General features: G+C 70.7%; 18 protein-coding genes. 3 read left to right on the plus strand and 15 right to left on the minus strand.

Going from position 1 to position 19,758, the window contains the following annotated elements; translation table 11 throughout:
* Positions 1-3: 3 nt before the first annotated feature.
* From sbnB to ACZ7L1_RS13110, 10 genes are all read right to left on the minus strand, one after another.
* Complete coding sequence (sbnB, locus tag ACZ7L1_RS13065) at positions 4-1,071, minus strand: 2,3-diaminopropionate biosynthesis protein SbnB (protein ID WP_471436711.1); 1,068 nt, start codon at positions 1,069-1,071, stop codon at positions 4-6.
* Positions 1,068-2,072, minus strand: coding sequence for a TauD/TfdA family dioxygenase (locus tag ACZ7L1_RS13070; RefSeq protein WP_471436713.1), 1,005 nt, complete (start codon positions 2,070-2,072; stop codon positions 1,068-1,070). Before ACZ7L1_RS13070 ends, sbnB begins: the two co-directional genes overlap by 4 nt.
* Before the next feature lie 139 nt (positions 2,073-2,211).
* Positions 2,212-5,478, minus strand: coding sequence for a non-ribosomal peptide synthetase (locus ACZ7L1_RS13075; protein WP_471436715.1), 3,267 nt, complete (start codon positions 5,476-5,478; stop codon positions 2,212-2,214).
* Between the two features lie 22 nt (positions 5,479-5,500).
* Positions 5,501-8,086: a Pls/PosA family non-ribosomal peptide synthetase gene (locus tag ACZ7L1_RS13080; RefSeq protein ID WP_471436716.1), complete on the minus strand. Its 2,586-nt coding sequence runs from the start codon at positions 8,084-8,086 to the stop codon at positions 5,501-5,503.
* A gap of 353 nt (positions 8,087-8,439) precedes the next feature.
* On the minus strand, positions 8,440-8,700 hold the full coding sequence (locus ACZ7L1_RS13085) for a hypothetical protein (RefSeq protein WP_471436718.1): 261 nt from the start codon (positions 8,698-8,700) through the stop codon (positions 8,440-8,442).
* Positions 8,697-9,851: a low temperature requirement protein A gene (locus tag ACZ7L1_RS13090; RefSeq protein WP_471436719.1), complete on the minus strand. Its 1,155-nt coding sequence runs from the start codon at positions 9,849-9,851 to the stop codon at positions 8,697-8,699. The genes ACZ7L1_RS13085 and ACZ7L1_RS13090 overlap by 4 nt, the downstream gene beginning before the upstream one ends.
* A 211-nt stretch (positions 9,852-10,062) precedes the next feature.
* Positions 10,063-10,638, minus strand: coding sequence for a Dps family protein (locus ACZ7L1_RS13095; RefSeq protein ID WP_471436721.1), 576 nt, complete (start codon positions 10,636-10,638; stop codon positions 10,063-10,065).
* Between the two features lie 144 nt (positions 10,639-10,782).
* Positions 10,783-11,226, minus strand: a complete 444-nt coding sequence (locus ACZ7L1_RS13100) for an SsgA family sporulation/cell division regulator (RefSeq protein ID WP_471436723.1) — start codon at positions 11,224-11,226, stop codon at positions 10,783-10,785.
* Positions 11,227-11,399: 173 nt separating this feature from the next.
* Complete coding sequence (locus ACZ7L1_RS13105; RefSeq protein ID WP_471436942.1) at positions 11,400-12,578, minus strand: MFS transporter; 1,179 nt, start codon at positions 12,576-12,578, stop codon at positions 11,400-11,402.
* 258 nt (positions 12,579-12,836) lie between these two features.
* Positions 12,837-13,316, minus strand: a complete 480-nt coding sequence (locus ACZ7L1_RS13110) for a carboxymuconolactone decarboxylase family protein (protein WP_471436724.1) — start codon at positions 13,314-13,316, stop codon at positions 12,837-12,839.
* A gap of 122 nt (positions 13,317-13,438) precedes the next feature.
* Between ACZ7L1_RS13110 and ACZ7L1_RS13115 the strand changes: the two genes are divergently transcribed.
* The 3 genes from ACZ7L1_RS13115 to ACZ7L1_RS13125 all read left to right on the plus strand — a co-directional run bounded on the left by ACZ7L1_RS13115 (position 13,439) and on the right by ACZ7L1_RS13125 (position 16,981).
* Positions 13,439-14,428, plus strand: coding sequence for a pirin family protein (locus ACZ7L1_RS13115; protein ID WP_471436726.1), 990 nt, complete (start codon positions 13,439-13,441; stop codon positions 14,426-14,428).
* A gap of 22 nt (positions 14,429-14,450) precedes the next feature.
* Complete coding sequence (locus ACZ7L1_RS13120; protein ID WP_388996318.1) at positions 14,451-14,789, plus strand: GNAT family N-acetyltransferase; 339 nt, start codon at positions 14,451-14,453, stop codon at positions 14,787-14,789.
* Positions 14,790-15,238: 449 nt separating this feature from the next.
* Positions 15,239-16,981, plus strand: a complete 1,743-nt coding sequence (locus ACZ7L1_RS13125; RefSeq protein ID WP_471436728.1) for a pyruvate dehydrogenase — start codon at positions 15,239-15,241, stop codon at positions 16,979-16,981.
* A gap of 27 nt (positions 16,982-17,008) precedes the next feature.
* Here the strand turns inward: ACZ7L1_RS13125 and ACZ7L1_RS13130 are convergent, their stop codons facing one another.
* The 5 genes from ACZ7L1_RS13130 to ACZ7L1_RS13150 all read right to left on the minus strand — a co-directional run bounded on the left by ACZ7L1_RS13130 (position 17,009) and on the right by ACZ7L1_RS13150 (position 19,721).
* Entirely contained in the window at positions 17,009-17,362 is a 354-nt protein-coding gene (locus ACZ7L1_RS13130) for an MFS transporter (protein ID WP_471436730.1), read from the minus strand.
* The gene (locus ACZ7L1_RS13135; protein WP_471436732.1) at positions 17,269-17,700 is read right to left on the minus strand and encodes an MFS transporter; all 432 of its coding nucleotides are present in this window, start codon (positions 17,698-17,700) and stop codon (positions 17,269-17,271) included. The genes ACZ7L1_RS13130 and ACZ7L1_RS13135 overlap by 94 nt, the downstream gene beginning before the upstream one ends.
* A 63-nt stretch (positions 17,701-17,763) precedes the next feature.
* The gene (locus tag ACZ7L1_RS13140) at positions 17,764-18,501 is read right to left on the minus strand and encodes a YoaK family protein (RefSeq protein ID WP_471436734.1); all 738 of its coding nucleotides are present in this window, start codon (positions 18,499-18,501) and stop codon (positions 17,764-17,766) included.
* Entirely contained in the window at positions 18,482-19,006 is a 525-nt protein-coding gene (locus tag ACZ7L1_RS13145) for a DoxX family protein (RefSeq protein ID WP_471436736.1), read from the minus strand. The genes ACZ7L1_RS13140 and ACZ7L1_RS13145 overlap by 20 nt, the downstream gene beginning before the upstream one ends.
* 52 nt (positions 19,007-19,058) lie before the next feature.
* Entirely contained in the window at positions 19,059-19,721 is a 663-nt protein-coding gene (locus ACZ7L1_RS13150) for a hydrolase (protein ID WP_471436737.1), read from the minus strand.
* Positions 19,722-19,758 lie beyond the last annotated feature (37 nt).

Below are 19,758 nucleotides of genomic sequence, written 5' to 3' on the forward strand. Positions count from 1 at the left end.
CCTTCAGCCGTAGCGGCGCAGATCGTGGAAGAAGTGGTCGATGAGGTGGAGGTGTCCCGAGCGCGCCACTTCGTCGTAGACGTACTTGCCGACGGCGAGGTCGAGGACGCCGAGTCCGAACGGCGAGAAGATCACCGTCCGGTCGTCCGGCAGGGTCACCCGTCCGGTCATGACGTCGTCGAGGGTGCCGTCCAGGAAGTCGCGGCCGCCCGTGAGCTGCTCGGTCAGATGGGGTGAGGTGTCGGCTTTCAGACAGTGCTCGACGTCATCGACGACGTTGGCGGACGCGAGCAGGACCTCGGGGGCGAGGTCGCGCAGGGACACGTGCAGCACCAGGGGGTGGTGCGAGAACCAGGCCGGGTCGGTGACGTGGGGCTTACCGGCGACGGTGGCGAAGACGACCAGGTCGCTGGAGCGGATCAGCGCCTCGGCGCTGTCGTGGAACGTGACCTCGCCGGTCGCGTCCGCCTGCTCCAGGTAACCGCGGAAGCCGGCCGCGCTGTCGGCGGACAGGTCGTACAGGCCGATCGTGTCGAAGGCCCAGCCGGTGCCCGCCAGGAAGGTGTGGATGTAGCGGGCGATCAGGCCGGTGCCGAAGAAGCCGACCCGCCTCGGGCGGGACCGGCCGCGGCTGAGCCGGTCGGCCGCCAGCGCCGCGGACGCCGCGGTCCTGGTGGCGCTGATGATGGAACTCTCCAGGCAGGCGAACGGGTAGCCGGTCTCGTGGTCGTTGAGGATGAGCACCGCGGAGGCCCGGGGCAGTCCGGAGGAGACGTTGGCCGGGAAGCTGGAGATCCACTTCATGCCGTCCACACGGTTCGGTCCGCCGATGGAGGCCGGCAGCGCGATGATCCGGGAGGACGGACGGTCGGGGAAGCGCAGGAAGTACGACGGGGGATTGACCGAGTCCCCGGCGCCGTGCAGCCGGTAGGTGGCCTCGACCAGGTCCACGATCTGCTGTTCGCGCCCGTCGAGTGCCTGCCGCACCTGCGCGCCGGGGATCACCGCGAAGGTGGGCGCTGCCGTGTGGTCGGGCGTGGGCTGGGCGGCGGGGGACGACAGAACGGTCATCGCCGGGTCACCTCCGGGCTCGGGCAGCAGTCGGCCAGGCGGCGCGGCTCGGCCATGGCGACCAGCACCTGACGGTCCCCGGTGTAGGCCTCCCTGCTGTGTGCGGTGCGGATGTTGTCGACCAGCATCACGTCGCCCGCCTGCCAGGGCTCCCGACGCGTGTGCTGCTCGTAGATGGTGTTGAGCAGGTCGACGACGTCCTCTCCGATGGGACTGCCGTCGCCGAAGCGGGTGTTGAACGGCAGCCCGTCCTCCCCGTACTCGTCCACCAGGTACTCGCGCACCTCCGGCGCGAGCGTCCATTCGTTGAGGAAGGCGATCTGGTTGAACCAGCAGCGCCGCCCGGTGACCGGGTGCCGCACCACGGCGGCGCGCCGCTGCCGGGTGCGCAGCGAGCCGTCGGGCAGCCAGTCGGTGTCGATGGCGTTCTCGCGGCAGTAACGCTCGATGGCGGTCCGGTCCTCGGTGCCGAACGACTCCGTCAGGGACGCCCCGATCTCGTCGTTGTAGCTGCGGGTGAGCAGCCAGCCCTCACGCTCGAACCGCTCGCTGATCTCGGCGGGCAGTGCCCGCAGTACCTCTTCGGCGTCGGCCACCGCGGTCGCCCCACCCTGAGCGGGCGCGGTCAGGCACGCGAACAGCATCAGGCCGGGGCACTGGAGGGTGTAGCTCAGCTCGTGGTGCATGCACATCGGCTGGTTGGCCGGCCAGGTCGCGGAGGAGTACAGCCGGGGGCCGTGGGTCTGCCGGGGCGCGAAGGCCTCCCGCTCCGTCATCAGTTCCCCGGCCAGCGCGGTGAACACGGCGCCGACGCGTTCCGTCTCCTTCAGCCCCAGGCCGCGGACGAGCAGTGCGCCGTGCTCGGCGACCCGCGTGCGCAGCGCTTCCCGGTTCTCGGCCGCCCAGCTCACCGCGTCACCGGGGGTCTCGACGCACAGGATCGGCGGTTTGCCCGGCTGCAGTGCCACTTCGGGCAGTGAGGCCAGGGACGATGACGACATCTCTGTTCTTCCTTTCGGTTGCCCCGCACGAAGGCCGGGGAGGCAGGGGCTGACGGGGAGGCAGGGACTGACGGGGAGGTAGGGGCTGACGGGGAGGTAGGGGCTGACGGGCAGGTAGGGACTGACGGAGAGACAGGGCTCATGAGGACGACAGCAGTTCGATCGCACTCAGAACGGCGCCTGCCGCCGCGTCCGGGCGGGTGCGCGGGAAGTAGTGGCCGCCGTCGGGCAGTTCCCGCAGTTCCACACGCTCGGCCAGCAGCTGCCAGTCGCGGTACCGGTCGCGGTAGTCCGCCGTGTTCGGGTCGTCGGCGGCGACGACCACGGTGACCGGCGCGGACAGCCGCACGGCGGGCGGGGCTTCCAGAGCGTCGGTGAAGTAGTGGTGCGCGCCGATGCAGTCGTGCCGGTAGGCGGCGCCGACGTGCTCGGCGTGCTGCGCGCTCAGTTCACCGAGTTCGGTGTAGCCGCTGTCCGCGCTCAGCCGGGCGGCGATCTCTGTGTTGCTCCGCCCCGTCAGCTCGGTGACGGCGGCGCGCCGCTCGGCCGCGGTGCCGAGCAGTTGGGCACCGAGGAACACCCGCGCCACGTCCACTCCCCGCTCCCGCAGTCTCCTCGCCGTCTCCAGTGCCAGTGCGGTGCCCGAGGAGTGGCCCCACAGCATGACCCTGGTCAGGCCACGCCCGGCGAGCTCGGCGACGACCTGCTCGGCCACCTCGGCGATCGGTGCGAACGGTTCGCTGGTGGCGGCCAGGTCGTGACCGGGCAGTTCGACGGCGTACACCGCGGGCCCGCCGTCCCCCAGGGCACCGGCCATGGGACGGAAGTTGACCGCGTTGCCGCCCGCGTACGGGAAACAGACCAGGGCGCACTCCGGCACACCGTCCGGCTGCGACAAGGGCTGCAGCAGCTCCGGGCGTTGGGGGGCGGCGGCGCCGTCGAGGAGCGCGGCGAGGTCGGCGAGCACCGGGTGCCGGGTGATGTCCTTCAGGGACACCGCGCGGTCCAGGGCGATGGTGAGCCTGACCGCCGACAGGGACGTGCCGCCGGAGTCGAAGAAGTGGTCCTGGCGGCCGATCCGGTGCTCGGGGACGCCCAGCAGCTCGGCCCAGGTCGCCGCCAGCTTCCGCTCGGTCGGGGTGCGTGGGGCACGGTCCTCCTCCCCGGCCCGGTCGGCGTCCGCGGCCGGCTCGGTCCGTTCGGCGAGCGCGGTCAGGGCCTTCCGGTCGATCTTGCCGTTGGCGGTCAGCGGCAGGCTGTCCTGCCAGTGGAAGGCCGTCGGGACCATGTAGGCGGGCAGTACGGCGCCCAGCGCCTCGCGCAGCGCCTCCGTCTGCTGGCGCCGGCCGGTGTAGAAGGCGATCAGGTGCGTGCTGCCACCGGCCAGTTCCGCGGTGACCACCGCTCCGTCGCGTACCCCGGGCACCCGCAGCAGCGTGTTCTCCACCTCGCCGATCTCGATGCGGAAACCGCGGATCTTGACCTGGTTGTCCCGGCGGCCCAGGAACTCCAGCTTGCCGTCGGGATGCCAGCGCCCCCAGTCACCTCCGAGGTAGAGGCGCTCGCCGGGCCGGTACGGATCCAGCAGGTACGCCTGGCCGGTCCGCTCGGGGTCGTTGACGTACCCCCGCCCCACGCACACCCCGGAGAACGCGATCACCCCGGGCGCGCCCAGCGGCACCAGCGACAGATGCTCGTCGACGACGTAGACGCGTACGTTGCTGACGGGGCGCCCGAGCAGTACCCGTTCGGGCACCCGGTGCAGGACCTCGTGGTTGGTGTCGTCCGAGGTCTCGGTCAGCCCATAGGCGTTGAGCAGCTTGATCCCCGGCTGGATCGCGAACCAGCGCTGCACCAGCTCCCGTTTCAGGGCCTCACCGGTCACCGACACACACGTCAGGTCCGGCAGCTCGCGGGGATGCCGCTCCAGATACGACACCACCACCTCCAGATAGGAGGGCACGACCTGGACCACCCCGACCCGGCCGCGGACCAGGGTGTCGACGAACCGCTCCACATCCACGACCACGTCCTGCTCGACCAGCAGCGTCCGCCCGCCGACCAGTAGCGCGGACAGCAACTGCCACAGCGAGATGTCGAAGCACTGCGGGGCCGTCTGCGCCACCACCCGCCCCTGGCCGATCCCCAGATCCTCGATCTTGGCGTGGAGGTGGTTGAGCATGCCCGCGTGCTCGCACATCGCCCCCTTGGGCTCGCCGGTGGAGCCGGAAGTGAAGTAGATGTACGCCAGCTGGCCGGCGCTCACCTTCACGCCGAGGTCGTCCTCGGCATGCTCCTCCGCGTACGCCGTCTCGACCAGCAGCTTCTCGACGCCCGGCAGTGTGGCGAGGGCCTGGTCGAGGGTGTGGGTGCTGCCGGACTCGGTGAGTACCAGCCGGCAACCGGCACGCGACAACGTCGTCCCGATACGGCCCGCCGGGAAGTGCGGCTCGATCGGCAGGTAGACGCCTCCGGCCTTGAACACCGCCAGCACCGACGCCAGCCAGTCGAGATCGCGTTCGGTGACCACCGCCACGACGTCCTCCCGGCCGAGTCCACGAGCCAGAAGGGCCCGTGCGAGCCGGTTCGCACGCGCGTTCAGCTCCGCGTACGTCCACTGGCGGTCGCCGTGCACCGCGGCCACCGCCTGCGGGTGGGCCCGTACCCGCTGCTCGTACAGCTCGTGCGCCCGGATGTCGGGCAGGGCCCGGTGCGGTCCGGCCAGTCCTTCGAGCTGGTACAGCATCTCCTGCGCCGACAGCAGGCTCTGCCGCGCGTGCCCGGCGTCCGGGTCGGCCGCGATCAGCCGCAGCGCGGTCAGGTGGTAGCCGCCGATCCGGGCCGCGCACTCGGCGTCCAGGACGTCCGTGCGGTACCGCACCCGCACCACCGGCCGCCCGCCCCGGTCACTGAAGCCGACGCCCAGCACCGCGTCGTCGGCCGGCCCGTGCCCGACGCCCGTGGGGTCGAACACCACCTCGTACGACGGCTCGGAGAGCCCCAGCTCCCGGCGCAGCGCGTCCACCGGGAACTCCCGGTGAGCCAGCACCTCGGCCTCGACGCGATGAGCGGAGAGCACCAGTTCGCGCCACGACCCGGGGGCGACCGTCAGACGGCACGGCAGCGGCCCGCCGGCAGCCCCGACGGCGTAGCCCGTCACCACCTCGCGCTCACCCGACAGCGCGGCCAGCACCTTGGCGTGCGCCGCCAGCAGCACCGAACTCACCGGAACCCGCAGCACGTCCGCCAGTGCGCGCACCGCTGCGGCGATGTCGTCCGGCAGCACCGTCTCCTGCTCGGCCGCACCCGCCACCGGCTCCCGCACCCAGCGGGGTACCGCGGTGAAACCGCCGGCGGTCAGCACGCCGCGCCAGTACTCCCGGTCCGCTTCCACGAGCGCTCCCATCGATCGGTCTTCCTGAAGTTCCTCAACTCACAGTCGTGGCGGCGCCGTTCACCGAGGGCGTGCCCGGCGCCGTCGTCGATCCGCTGCCGCCGCCCGGCGCAGGGGACAACTCGACGGCTGGGTTCCCGCCCCACAGGGCGTTCGGGGGGACTTCCTCGCCCTTCATGAGGAAGGAGTCGGGAGCCAGGACGGCGCCGTCGCCCAGCGTCACGCCGTAGTGCACATGGGCGCCGACCCCGAGGGTGCAGCCGGCACCGAGCGCGGAGTGGTCGGACTTGAACGTGCCGTCCTCCTGCGAATGGCACTGGATCTTGGAGCCGGCGTTGAGCGTGCAGTCGTCGCCGATGGCGGCGAGCGTCCGGTCCGTCACATACAGGCCGTCGTCGAAGACCCTGCGCCCGATGCGCACCCCCAGCAGCCGCCAGATCACGTTCTTGAAGGGGGTTCCGTTGAAGACGTTGAGGTGTGCCGACGGCACCTTCCACAGGCGCTCCTGGTACCAGAAATCCCGGTCGTAGATGGAGCACAACTGGGGACGGAGCGGACGGAACAACGTGAAGCAGCGCTCCACCAGGACCCAGTAGAAGGCGGTGAACGCGAGCGTGAGCGCCAGATAACCGGAGATCACCACATAACCCAGCACTCCGTACAGGTCGGCGGAGGCGAGAGCGAACGCCGTGAGCACAAAGGTGTGCAGCCAGCGCACGAACAGGAACAGCGCCATCGAGCGGAGGTTGTAGCGGTTCTTCGCGCCCAGCCGGCGGCGCAGTTCGTCGCCGGTTCTGAGATGGTCGAACCGGGTGTCGCGCTCCACCGTCCGCGGAATCTCGAAACAGGGGGAGCCGAGCAGTCCGACGCCTTCGCGGACCTCTCCGTCGAGCGGGACCATGACCTTCGTGGCGAGCAAACAGTTGTCGCCCGTTCTGGCCCCCGCCGGATACACGATGTTGTTTCCGAGGAAGTTGCGCGCGCCGATCGACGCCCGGGATACCCGGAAGGAGGTGCTGGAGAAGTCCGCATTGAGGATGGACAGCCCGTCGGCCACCATCGTGCCGCTGCCGACCGTTGCCAGGTACGGGGTCTCGTGCTGCACTTCGGTGCCGAAGTTCGACCCGGTCTGCTCGACACGGGACAGGTCGTATCCGAGGCCCAGCAGGTAATGGACGATGTAGGAACTGTCACCGAACAGCCAGGCGAAGAACTTGATGTTCGTCATCCCGGAGATCGTCCGGAACGCGGCGTAGTGGAAGCCGTAGAGCGGATACACCGTGTCGGGCTTGACGGCCAGGTGCAGCAGACGCGGCACGGCGAACAAGGCGGCGAGGCCCACCACGACGAAACCGAAGAACAGCCCCAGTGACAGCAGCAGTGTGTCGACGGCGAACTCCGTCGTCAGGATGCCGACGTCGTCCGGGTTCAGCCGGTCGTCGAGCACGGGGATCCAGGTGAAGAGCATGTACAGACCGCCGACCGCCAGCGGAATGTACAGCAGGAACAGCTGGAGCAGGCTGACGAGGGCGAACCAGGCCCGGCGGGGAGTGCCGCACCGGGCCGGCGCGACCCTGACGTGGTCGATGTCCGTGGGCTGGGCCGGTGACCCGTGACGGCGCTCGCCCGCCGGGACGGTCTGGCCGCGGTACAGGGCGGACGCGTGGCCGAGCTGGGCTCCGTCGCCCATCGACGTGTCGATGTCGAGCACGGTCTTCGAGCCGATGTACACGTCCCGGCCGAGGGTGATGCGGCCGGTCTGGATGCGACCGGCGTGCGCCCGGTAGCAGAGGAGGAAGGCGTCCTTGCGGATCACGGATCCGGCGCCGATCGTGAGCAGGTCGGTGCAGACCGGCACGGACCGGGAGAGGATCGTGACGCCTTTGCCGATCCGTGCGCCGAGCGCCCGCAGGTACATGACGTACAGCGGATTCCCGACGAAGAGAATCATCGGATTGGCGTGGAGCAGCGCCTTGACGACCCAGAAGCGCAGATAGGCCAGGCTCCAGACGGGGAACTCACGGGGTTTCCAGCGACCGATGAGAACCCATTTGGCGACGATCGGGAACGCGCACAGGGCCAGGAAACCGAGACCGCCGAAGACGACCGAGCGAAGATAGACGTCGGCCACGCCCGAACCGTCGGAGACCCAGTCGTAGCCCTTGGCCGCGACGAGTCCGGTGACGAAGGAGTAGCCCAGGAAGAACAGCAACTGGAGTGTGCCGCACAGGACATAGCGCGGCGTACTCCCCGGAGTCGGTGCCGGCATCCGTGCCGGTGGTGTCGTCGGCGTGGGGGAGTCGGCGGGAGCCGGTGCGGCGTCCGTGAGGGCCGCCGCCAGAGAGCGGACCGTGGGGTTCTGGTAGATGTCCTTCATCGAGACGGACGGAAGGTCCGGGCGCTTCCTGACCCGTGCGCAGAATTGCGCCATGACCAACGAATTGGCGCCGAGATCCTCGAAGAAATGACTGTCGGCCGATACGCTTTCGATGTCGACGACCTCGGCCAGAACTTCGGCGAATTTCCTCTCGGTGTCCCTCGCCGGGCCGGCGCCGCCGCGCCGGGCGATCGCGGGTTCGTCCTGACCGAGGACGAGCGCCTCGGCAGACCTGTCTACCATTCAAGCTCCTTGAGGAAATCCGACCACCACCGGCCACGGGTGACCGGTCCGGTGTCTTCCGTGCTCGGCAGTGCCCGGACCGAGCAATCCGGAAGCCACGGTGTCGCGCACTCTTATCTGATCACGGCTCCACGCGCTTCAGTTTGTGTCGGACATACTCAAGTTGCCACTCGTATTCGATCGCGACGAAACGACAGTGGCGCTGAACAGGGCAGTGTTCCTTTTCCGTACCCCGGTGGGGTGAGTGACAAGTCACCCGTATGGGTGTTCACCCTGGCGGGGCGTGGCAGGGGTGGCGAGTGACCGGTCCGATCCGGTTGTGTGCAGGTGATTGCGGGATCGTGACGGCGCCGTCATACGGCCGACCGGGTAGGGTCACGCCGCCGGACATCGGGAGGTATCACCTTGCCGGGCCGCAGCGGTGGTTCGCGGCCCGGGCCCGGCTTGCGGGGTGGCGTGCGGCGGACGTGCGCGCGCAGCTGCTGCTCGATCGCTCCGGTGGCGGCCACGACCCGCATGTAGGTGCGCAGCCCGTCCGGCAGCAGTCCGCCGCCATCCGTCGACGCGTCGGCGGTGAAGAACCGGCACCGCGCCGGGCGGAGTCTCCGCGTCACCCCTCCACCTGCGCCGCTCGCCCGGACCGGTCGGTCACCGTGACCACGGCGACCAGAGCGGCCAGCAGCAGTCCGGCGACGAGGGCCGGTGCCGGGGAGCAGGCGGCCGCCAGGACCGCGACCGCGCAGGCGGGGAACAGAAGCCGTTCGAGTCCACCACGTCGGTGTGGCCGGACATGGACGGCCCACACCGTGATCAGGAAGATCGCCACCGGGACGGTGACGGCCGCACCTGCCGCCGGTGCGGAGACATCGGTGCGCCGCGTCACCAGCTGGGCGTACGCCGCCAGCCCGGCTCCCGAGGCGGTCGCCGAGGCGAAGATCAGGTAGTGGCCGTACGCCCAGGTGAACCTCCTGCGGTGGGCCTGGTGCGTGGTGGCGAGCAGTGTGTGCGCCGGCCGGGTGAAGTACAGCCACCACATGGCGAAGACCATGAGCAGACCGCCCGCCGCCAGGGCGTACAGCGCCCACGCGCTGTGGTGCCGGTCGAACGCGTCCCGTACCGCCGTGGTGGCGGCCGCGACGGACTCACCGAGCACGATGAGGGTGAACAGCTCGTAGCGCTCGGCGATGTGATGCGGGTGCCACGGCGTCATACCGGCGGACTGCGCCCACACCGGGACCGAGACCTCCGCGACGATCATCACGATAATGCCGGGCAGCCGCGCCGGTGCCGGAACCAAGAGCAGCCCCACCCAGCCCGCCTGGCAGGCCGTCACCCCGGTCGCGAACCGCAGAGCGGTCCGCCGCCGGCGCCGATCCGATCGGGCGGCCCGCAGCCACAGAGCGGCCAGCGTCACACGCAGCACCACGTATCCCAGTGTGATGACGCGCAGATCACCGTCCTCGAACGCCCGCGGTACGCCGGCGGCGAGAACGAGGGACCCGGTGATCTGGATGAGCACCGTCAACCGGTAGGGGACGTCGTCCGGGTCGTAGGCGGAGGCGAACCACGTGAAGTTCATCCACGCCCACCAGATCGTGAAGAAGACCAGGGCGAAGCGCAGGCACCCGCCGGTGTAGTCCCCGGCGGTCACCGCCGTGTTCAGGCTGTGGGACGCCTGGGCCACCGCGATGACGAAGCAGAGGTCGAACAGGAGCTCCAGGGATGTGGCGGTCCGGTGCGGCTCACCCGGGTCCCGGCCCGGCATACCGGCGCCCGGCCCCCGCCCCCACCGCATCGGCCGGTGGGCCGAGCGGGGACCGCCACGGGGACCGGAGGCGCCACTCGGCGCCGGGCTCCCGGAGCGGCTCCCACGGCTGTTCATCCCTGTCCTCGTCGCTCGTCGGGCCGGCGCCCGGCGTGGGGCCCAGGACGAGGCCGGCTGCCGCGCCCGGTGCGGTGTGGGCGGTGCGTTCCGTTCAGGAGCGGACCAGGGGGGTGTCGACCAGGTGCTCCGCCAGGAACCAGGCCTGTAGCTCACCGGTGCGGATCACCTGCGACACCAGCAGGTCGTTGGTGCCGTCGTCGCCCAGCTCGGCGGTCCGGGCAGCCGCGTCGTGCGCGTCTGCCAGGATGGTCTCGTGGGCCTCCAGCAGCCGGGACAGCATGGCGGGGACCTCCTCGACGCCGTCCGGCGGACGCGGAATGGAGGTGATCTCCGCGACGTGCCGGGGGTCGCCCACCGCGACGCCGCCCAGGGTCTGGACCCGCTCGGCGATCGTGTCGACGAGCTCCAGCTGTTGCTCCGCGTGCTTGTCCAGCAGCAGGTGCAGCTGGTAGAAGGTCGCGCCGCGCAGCAGCCAGTGGTGCTTCTTGTAGAGGCTGTAGAGGATCTGGGTGTCGGCCAGGGCCTTGTTCAGGCGCTGGCAGGAGTACATGCGCGCGTCGTAGGACAGCGCGACGGGGAACTGCTTGACGGTCCCGAACTCCTGGATGACCTCGCCCTTCTGATGCAGCCACGGCTGGCTGCTCGTGGGATGGGAACCGGTGGTCATGACGTGCCTCCTGCGATGCGGTGCCGTGAATACGCGGCCGACGTTAGAGGCGGGAACGGGGGACGGGTTGCCCGGGAGCGCACGGCGAGGTGCCGCTGAGCGCACCGAGTCCGTGGTGGGACCAGAGGGTAGGGGTGCCGGGTGTCACTCGCTGCCGGCCGTGAGCCTGGCGACGACGCCGTCCAGGTCGATGTGACGGTGCTCGGTGCCCGGCGGCACCATCGTGTCGGTCCGTCGCAGAAAGGCTGTGACCGCACGGATCCCGACCTCGAGGACCGCCGCCCCGGTCCGCGTCCTGAGCAGGATGCGGAGCGTGTCCGGGTGGCACCGGTGCGGCGGGATCACCACCACCTCCCCGATCCCCTCGGACCGGCGAAGACCGTCCGCGAGGAGCGACCGGGCGAACACCCAGTCGACGGAGGAGGCGCCGGGGGTGCCCAGCGACAGGCGCACGGCATACGGGTCGCTCATGTCGTAGCGGAGCTCGGCAGGGAGTGGTACCGGTGGTTCGTCGGCCACGGAGACGATGATCTCGGTCCTGTGGACGACCGACCTGTCGTCCGAGGTACCGGGGAGAGGGTGTCTCATGCCGCCCCCTGTCTACGACTGTGCGTGCGGTTGCGTTCGTCAGCGGGATCTGACGGTTGATGGTGGCGATCACCGTAGGGCAGGGCCGGGGGAGCGGCTTGCCGAGGAGCGCACGGGGTCTGGTCCGAAGAAGAACCCCGTGCGGCACTTCGGTCCGGGCGGTGCGGCGCCCGTCACTCGGCGTCGTGTTCGGGGCTCCGCGCGGCGCGGCGGTGTTCGGTGGTCCAGTAGAGGAGCGCCAGGACCGGCAGGGCCGCACCGAGGGCGGTGACCGCGTCCCAGCCGCCGGCGCGGTAGGCGATCGAGCCGAGCTGGGAGCCGAGGGCGCCACCGAGGAAGAAGGTGGCGATGAAGGCACTGTTCAGACGTGCCCGGGCGTCCGGGTCGAGCTGGTAGACCGTGTGCTGGCCGAGGATCAGGGTGGTCTGGACGGCCATGTCGAGGACGACGGCGGCGAGGGCGATCAGCACGACGCTGTGCCCGCCGAAGCCGGCGAGCGCGAAGGCCAGCGCGGCGGCGGCGAACGCGGCACCGGTCATGCGCCGGGTCAGCCCGTGGTCGGCCCAGTGCCCGGCCAGCGGGGCGATGGCCGCACCGGCGGCTCCGACGAGGGCGAAGATGCCGACGCCGACGGGGGAGTAGTGGAAGCGGGGGCCGGTGAGGACGTAGGAGACGGTGGTCCAGAAGGCGCTGAAGGCGCCGAACATCGCCGCCTGGTACAGGCCGCGGCGCAGCAGCACGGGATGCCTGCGCACGAGTGCGGCGGTGGAGCGCAGCACGTGGTGGTACGGGACGGTCGTGGTGGGGGCGTGTTTGGGCAGCGCGGCACGCAGGGCCACGGCCAGCAGGGCCATCAGGGCTGCGGAGCCGAGGTAGACGACGCGCCAGCCGGCGACGTCGGAGACCAGGCTGCTGAGGGTGCGGGAGAGCAGGATGCCGGTGAGCAGGCCGCTCATCACCCGGCCCACGATCCGCCCCCGGGCGTGGTCCGGGGCGAGGCTCGCGGCGAACGGAACCAGGATCTGGGCGACCACGGACGTGGCACCGCTGATCAGGGAGGCGGCCAGCAGCATCGGGAACCCGGTCGCGAGGCCGGCCGCCACCAGCGCGAGGGTGGTGACCGTCAGCAGGACGGTGATCAGGCCGCGCTTCTCCAGCCGGTCGCCGAGCGGCACCAGGAAGAGCATGCCGATCACATAGCCGATCTGGGTGAGCGTGATCAGTGTGCCCGCGGTGGCCGTGCTGATGTGGAAGACGTCCCGCAGGGACGACAACAGGGGCTGCGCGTAGTACAGGTTGGCCACCGTCATGCCGGAGGCGACGGCCAGCAACGCGATCAGCCAGCCCGGCACACCGTGCGCGGGTGCGGCACTGGTGACCTTGGACGGAGTCCGGAGGCCGGAGGACTGGGACACGGGGACCTTCTTCGGGACGGGGAGCCGGCGGGGCCGGCTCGGAAGGACGCCTGGCGGTGATCGAGCAGCTTCCTCGGTGCTCTCACGGGGGCGTAAGCGTTCGCCCGCTCCTTTTGCTTCCCCATCCGTCGTGATGGTTCCGGATGGCGGTCATCTTGTTCGGAGATGACCGCCCGGGAGGACCGTCGACCACGCCTACCGGTGCCGTACCGGGTGCCCGCTCATGACCGAGACCCGGTTGAAGGCGTTGATGGTGACCGCCACCCAGATCACGGCGGAGATCTGGTCGTCGGTGAGGACCTCCCGGGCGGTGCCGTACGCAACCTCCTGCGCGGTGGTGTCGGCGGGGTCCGTGGTCGCCTCGGCGAGCGCGAGCGCCGCGCGTTCGTCGGGCGTGAACAGTTCGGTGTCCCGCCAGGCCGCCAGCACACCGAGGCGCTGTGGGGTCTCACCCGCGCGCAGGGCGGCGTTCGTGTGTACGTTGAGGCAGTACGCGCAGCCGTTGATCTGCGACACACGCAGATTGACCAGTTCCACGAGCGTCCGGTCGAGCCCCGCCTCGGCGGCGACCGCCCGTACGGCTTCGGAGGTCCGCACCAGCGCCTGATAGGCGGCGGGGCTCTGCTTGTCGATGAAGATCCGCTGGATCGCGGACCCGGTGGGGTGGGTGCTCAACCTGGGACTCCTTCGGGGGCCGCTGAGGCTCCCTGCCTGTTGGTGTGCGCGGTGCCGGCGCCCTATGATCGGGCGTGGTAGTTGAATATAGAACAAAATGGCGGGCTGGAAGGCGGTCCACGGTGAGCAATGTCGAGACGAAACCGATGGAGCTGCGGTGCGGCGCATCGGTGGACGACGAGCGTCCGGCCACGACGCCACGGGTCGACGTACTGACCCCACGCGATGTGCCCCTGGGCGGCCCGCGGGCGATGACCGTGCGGCGCACCCTGCCGCAGCGTGCCCGGACCCTGATCGGGGCCTGGTGCTTCGCGGACCACTACGGGCCCGACGACGTCTCCGAGTCGGGCGGCATGGACGTCGCCCCACATCCCCACACCGGGCTGCAGACGGTGAGCTGGCTGTTCAGCGGCGAGATCGAGCACCGGGACAGCCTGGGCAGCCACGCGTTCGTACGGCCGGGCGAGCTGAACCTCATGACGGGCGGGTACGGCATCAGCCACTCGGAGGTCTCCACCCCGCGGACCACGATCCTGCACGGCGTCCAGCTCTGGGTTGCGCTGCCGGACGAGCACCGCGACACCGCACGGGACTTCCAGCACCACGTCCCCGAGGCCGTACGGATCGACGGGGCCGAGATCAGGGTCTTCCTGGGTTCCCTCGCCGGGGCCACCTCGCCGGTGCGGACCTTCAGCCCCCTGCTCGGCGCCGAGATCGTCCTCGAGCCGCACGCGGCCGTCACGCTCGCCGTGGACCCCGACTTCGAACACGGCCTTCTCGTCGACCAGGGAGACGTCCGTCTCGCCGATGTCCTGCTGCACCGCGCGGAGTTGGGCTATGCGCACCCGGGCACCGACACGCTGACGCTGACGAACGAGTCGGACGACATCGCACGGACGGTGCTGCTCGGCGGAACTCCCTTCGAGGAGGAGATCGTCATGTGGTGGAATTTCATCGGGCGGAACCACGAGGACATTGCCAAGGCCCGGGAGGAATGGCAGAACTCCTCGGACCGCTTCGGCGTCGTGGAAGGATATGCGGGAAACCGTCTTCCCGCCCCCGCCCTGCCGAACGCCGTCATCACGCCGCGCAGAAATCCGCCGCGTCACTGAACCCCACCCTGAAAGGCATCCCATGAGCCAGTCTTCCGCCGCTCCCGTCGTCGAGCGGATAGACGCGAAGAACCGCTACGAGATCCTGGTCGACGGCACGCGCGCCGGGCTGACCGCCTACCGCGACCGCGGTGACCAGCGGGTCTTCTACCACACCGAGGTCGACGACGCCTTCGCCGGCCAGGGCCTGGCCTCCCAGCTGGTCCAGCAGGCGCTCACCGACGTGCGCGCCTCCGGGAAGCGGATCGTGCCCGTCTGCCCCTACGTGGCCAAGTTCCTGAAGAAGCACGAGGAGTTCGCCGACATCACCGACCCGGTGACGCCCGACGTCCTGCGCTGGCTGGACACGGAACTGGGCTGACGCCTCGCGCACCCGGCCCGGCCGCCGCTCACGGCGGCCGGGTGTGCGAGCAGCGCACCGCCTCTGTTCCCACAGTGCACGATGGCGGCCTTCCGCTCGCCTTTCCGTTCCCACCGCGGTCGGTCTCACAGCAGTTGCATTTCCCCGCGTGACGTTCCCCGTGAACGCCACGCTTTCGTGTTTTTTGCGGGAATCGGCCGGGCGAGAGCAGTAATGCAGTCGGCGAACTCGGCGGCTCTCCGTTCTCCCTGCCGACGGCCCCTCCACCCGACGGCCGACGAGGACCGGCACCGGCCAGTCACCGAAGGGTGCGCTACCGGAACCGATCTCGTGCGCTGACGGTCAAGTACCGCTCACCCGCGCTGACTAACGTCGTCCGGGCGCGACGCGGGCACCGCCGTGCCCGCGTACGGCCGCGCCCGCCCCCGAGCAGGAATCCGAGGAGTGCCATGGCCAAGCAGACCATCGCCGAACAGTACGTCGACCTGATGGCCCGGGCCGGTGTTCGCCGTATCTACGGGGTGGTCGGGGACAGCCTGAACCCCGTGGTCGACGCGGTGAGGCGGCACGACGCCGTCGAGTGGGTCCAGGTCCGGCACGAGGAGGTCGCGGCGTTCGCGGCCGGGGCGGAGGCCCAGCTCACCGGCCGGCTGGCCGCCTGCGCGGGCTCCTGTGGACCGGGCAACCTCCATCTGATCAACGGCCTGTACGACGCCCACCGTTCGATGGCGCCGGTGCTCGCCCTGGCCGCCCACATCCCCAGCGGCGAGATCGGCACGGGCTACTTCCAGGAGACGCACCCCGACCGGCTGTTCGCCGAGTGCAGCCACTACTCGGAGCTGATCTCCTCGCCCCGCCAGATGCCGCGTGTGGTGCAGAGCGCGATCCAGCACGCCGTCGGCCGGCGCGGCGTCTCCGTCGTGGCCCTGTCCGGCGACACCGCCGCCGAGGACTCCCCGGACGCCGCACCCGAACTCGCCATGCCCCTGGACCTGCCCGCCATCCGCCCCAGCGATCAGGAGATCACCCGGCTCACCGAGCTGGTGGACGCCGCCGAACGCGTCATGGTGTTCTGCGGGCGCGGAGTCGCGGGCGCCCACGCCGAGGTGATGGCCTTCGCCGAGAAGGTCAAGGCACCGGTGGGGCACGCCCTGCGCGGCAAGGAGCACATCCAGTACGACAACCCGTACGACGTCGGCATGTCCGGGCTGCTCGGCTACGGAGCCGCGTACGAGGCCATGCACGAGTGCGACCTGCTGCTGCTCCTCGGCACCGACTTCCCGTACACCGACTTCCTGCCCCGTCATGTGCGCACCGTCCAGGTCGACGTGCAGCCCGAGCGGCTGGGCCGGCGCACCCAACTCGACTTCGCCGTCTGGGGAGACGTCCGCGAGACCCTGCGGTGCCTGACCCCGGCGGTGCGGGAGAAGCACACGCGCCGGTTCCTCGACCGGATGCTGGAGCGGCACGCCCACGCGCTCGAGGGCGCCGTGAACGCCTACACCCGCAACGTCGACAGACACACCCCCGTCCACCCCGAGTACGTGGCCTCGGTGCTCGACGAAGAGGCCGCCGACGACGCGGTGTTCACCGTGGACACCGGGATGTGCTGTGTGTGGGCGGCGCGTTACCTCACACCGAACGGCCGCCGCCGCATCCTCGGCTCGTTCGTGCACGGCTCGATGGCCAACGCGCTGCCCCAGGCCATCGGCGCACAGTTCCTCGACCGCGGCCGGCAGGTCGTCTCCCTCTCCGGTGACGGCGGGTTCTCCATGCTCATGGGCGACTTCCTCACCCTCGTCCAGTACGGGCTTGCGGTGAAGGTGGTCGTCTTCAACAACTCCTCCCTCGGCATGGTCGACCTGGAGATGATGGTCGACGGACTGCCCCCGCACGCCACGACCTACCCGCACACCGACTACGCGGCGATCGCCACCGCGGCCGGGGCGCGCGGCATCCGGGTGGAGAAGCCCGCCGAGGTGCGCGACGCGCTGCGCGAGGCCTTCGCCCACGACGGACCGGCGCTGGTCGACGTGGTCACCGACCCCGCGGCGCTGGCCGTGCCGCCGAAGATCACCGCCGAGCAGATCAGCGGCTTCGCGCTGTCCGCGAGCCGGACGGTCCTGACCGGGGGCGTCGGACGCATGGTGCACCTGGCCCGGGCCAACCTGCGTAACATTCCCCGCCCGTGACACCGAGGCGCGGGCCCGTTCCGCGCGTCAGGCCCGATCCGGCACGACGGGTCCCGAACCGGCCGCGAAGGCGTGGGTGACCTCCGGCCGGGTGCCCGCAACGAGCAGCGCGCGGGCCCGCTCCTCGTGGCGGCGGTCGGTGACCGTGAGGCGGCTGTGGTGCTGGGCGAGGTGTTCCGCCCAGGAGGCCACCAGGTAGTTCTCGACGAACCGCTCCGGGTCGTGGCCGTCCTGGAAGAGACCCCACTCGAGGGCTCCCGTACGGCGCCTGGACCGGGCGACATGGCTCATCCGGTCCGTGAACTCGGCGCGGTGGTCCGGGGCGGCCCGGTAGACGACCGAGACCAGCACCGGGCCGTCACTCTCTCCGGGTTCGAACACCAGCGGGGAGCGGGCCAGTGGTCGGACAACGAGGGGTCGATGCCCTCCTCGTCGTGCAACGGCCACCGCCGTACGCTGGCCGCGCTCAGCAGCATCAGGGCACCTGCGGCCAGGAGGGCGGCCGTGAGCCCGAGCCAGTCGGCCACCGCGCCCCACAGGGGTGCCGCCAGCGCCTGACCGCCCTGGAAGACCAGGAGGTAGACGGCGAGTCCGCGCGCCCTCACCCACCTGTGCGGGAGGACATGCCCCGCCAGGTGGGTGCGGTCGAGTGAGACGCCAGGAGTCACCGACCGCCGAGTGTCGACTGCGAGCGCACCGGTCGTGGTCCGCCGGCGCACCGGCCCGGGCCGGCGCCGCGTCCGTGCTCCTGTGCGGCGGGGCCGCTGCGGGACGGGCAGCCCTCAGGACTCCGACCGGGTCCAGGGGGCGCCGCCGGCCGAGAGGCGGTGAGTGGCCACGGAGGTGAGCGCGAGGAGCAGCAGGGCCAGGCCCAGGGTGAGCACGAGGTGACCGTGCAGCAGCAGTCCGGTTCCGACGAGGGCGCCGAGGAACATCGCCAGCACGGACAGGATCCGGCGGCCGGGCCGCGGTGCCGCGCCGCCGGCCGGGGTGGAGTCGGCGGCCAGCCCCGTCAGGGTCAGGGTCAGCACGGTCGTGGTGAGGTCCGGGACGCCCAGGCGCCGGGCGACAGCGTTCTGCAGGCCCATGCCGAGCCCGAGGAACACGATCAGTGTGTACTGGACGCCGGTCGTGACCCGGCCGCCGGTGACCGCGGCGACGGCCACGGTGACGGCGACCAGGACCGTCTGCAGGGCGGTCGCCGTCTTCAGCAGATTCCCGCGGTGGGCCGCGAACCTCGTGCCGACCCGGCCGCCGGCGAGCGCGCCGAGGAGGAACGCCGTCAGCGAGACGACGGAGGCGAGTGCGGACAGGTTGGCGGCGCCCGCCAGCGCGAACCCCAGGAACACCACGTTGCCGGTCATGTTGGCGACGAAGACGTGCCCGAGCGCCAGATAGCTCACCGCGTCGACCAGGCCGGTGACCACCGTCAGCGTCAGCATCAGGGGAGGCAGAGGCCCGTGGCGGTCCTCCGCGGGCGGCACGAGCGTGCGGACCGCGTCATTCAGCAGCCTGCGCATAGGGCTTCCTTTCCGGTGCGGTGGGCGTGCGGTGCAGCACCACGCGGGTGAGCAGTCCGCTCACCGGGCCGATCACGACGGCCGGCAGGACCACCCACAACGGCCAGGGCGTGACGCCCAGCGCGTGGTCCAGGGACCAGCGGCCGGGCCCGGTGAGGGTCAGCGCCGCAGCGATGGCGACCAGGACCATCGGGTACTCGTAGCCGTCGTTCTGCACCCACAGGCCGTGGGACCACTTGACCGTGCCCGCGACCGTCATCACGCCCATGGCGGCCATCGCCGCCAGGGGTGTGAGCAGCCCGGCGGTCAGGAACAGGCCGGCCCCGATCTGACTGGCCCCCGCGACGACAGCGGTCAGCAGGCCGCCGCGGAATCCGTCGTGGCGGAACTCCTCGGTTCCGCCGGCCAACCCGTGGCCCCCGAGGTGGAAGCTCACCTTCTGCACTCCATGACCGGCGATGAGGAGTCCCGCCACCAGTCGCAGGAGCAGCAGTCCAGCGTTCATCTCGTCCTGCCCCTTCCTGACTCGGTCCCTGACTGCTTGCGTGCTGAGTGGATCAGCCGGCGGCGTGGGCGCCGATGACGGCCTGCGCGTAGACCATCCCGAGGCCGTAGGCGCCGCCGTGCTCCTTGACCACGTCGCCCACTGCGGCGTACGTCTCGGTGCGAGCCCAGTCGCGCTGGAGCTCCAGGAGCACCTGCACCCAGGTGACCGGGACCGCTCCGGCCTGGATCATGCGCTGCACGGCGTGTTCGTGGGCCTGCGGGGTGACGCCGCCGGAGGCGTCGGTGACGACGTAGACCTCGTAGCCCTGGGCGAGCGCGGAGAGCGTCGGCAGGACGATGCAGACCTCGGTCCACAGACCGGCGATGACGAGCTTCTTGCGGCCGGTCGCCTTGACCGCCTCGACGAAGTTCAGGTCCTCCCAGGCGTTCATCGTGGTGCGGTCGATGCTCTTCTGCTCGGGGAAGACCTCCGCCAGCTGCGGCATGATCGGGCCGGAGAATAACTCGGCGGCCACGGTGCTCAGCACGACCGGGACGTCGAAGGCCTTGGCGGCCTTGGCGAGGCCCACGGTGGAGTTGATGATGGCGGTGCGGTCGCCGCTGCCGGTGCCGAAGAACATCTGCGGCTGGTGGTCCACGAACAGCACCGCGCAGTTGTCCGGGGTGAGCAGGTCGGGGCTGGGGGCCGCGGTGACATCGGCGATGTTGACCATGGGAGTGCCTTTCCGTGAGTGAGACGCGGACGGGCGT

This window comes from Streptomyces sp. NPDC107546 (assembly GCF_055639175.1).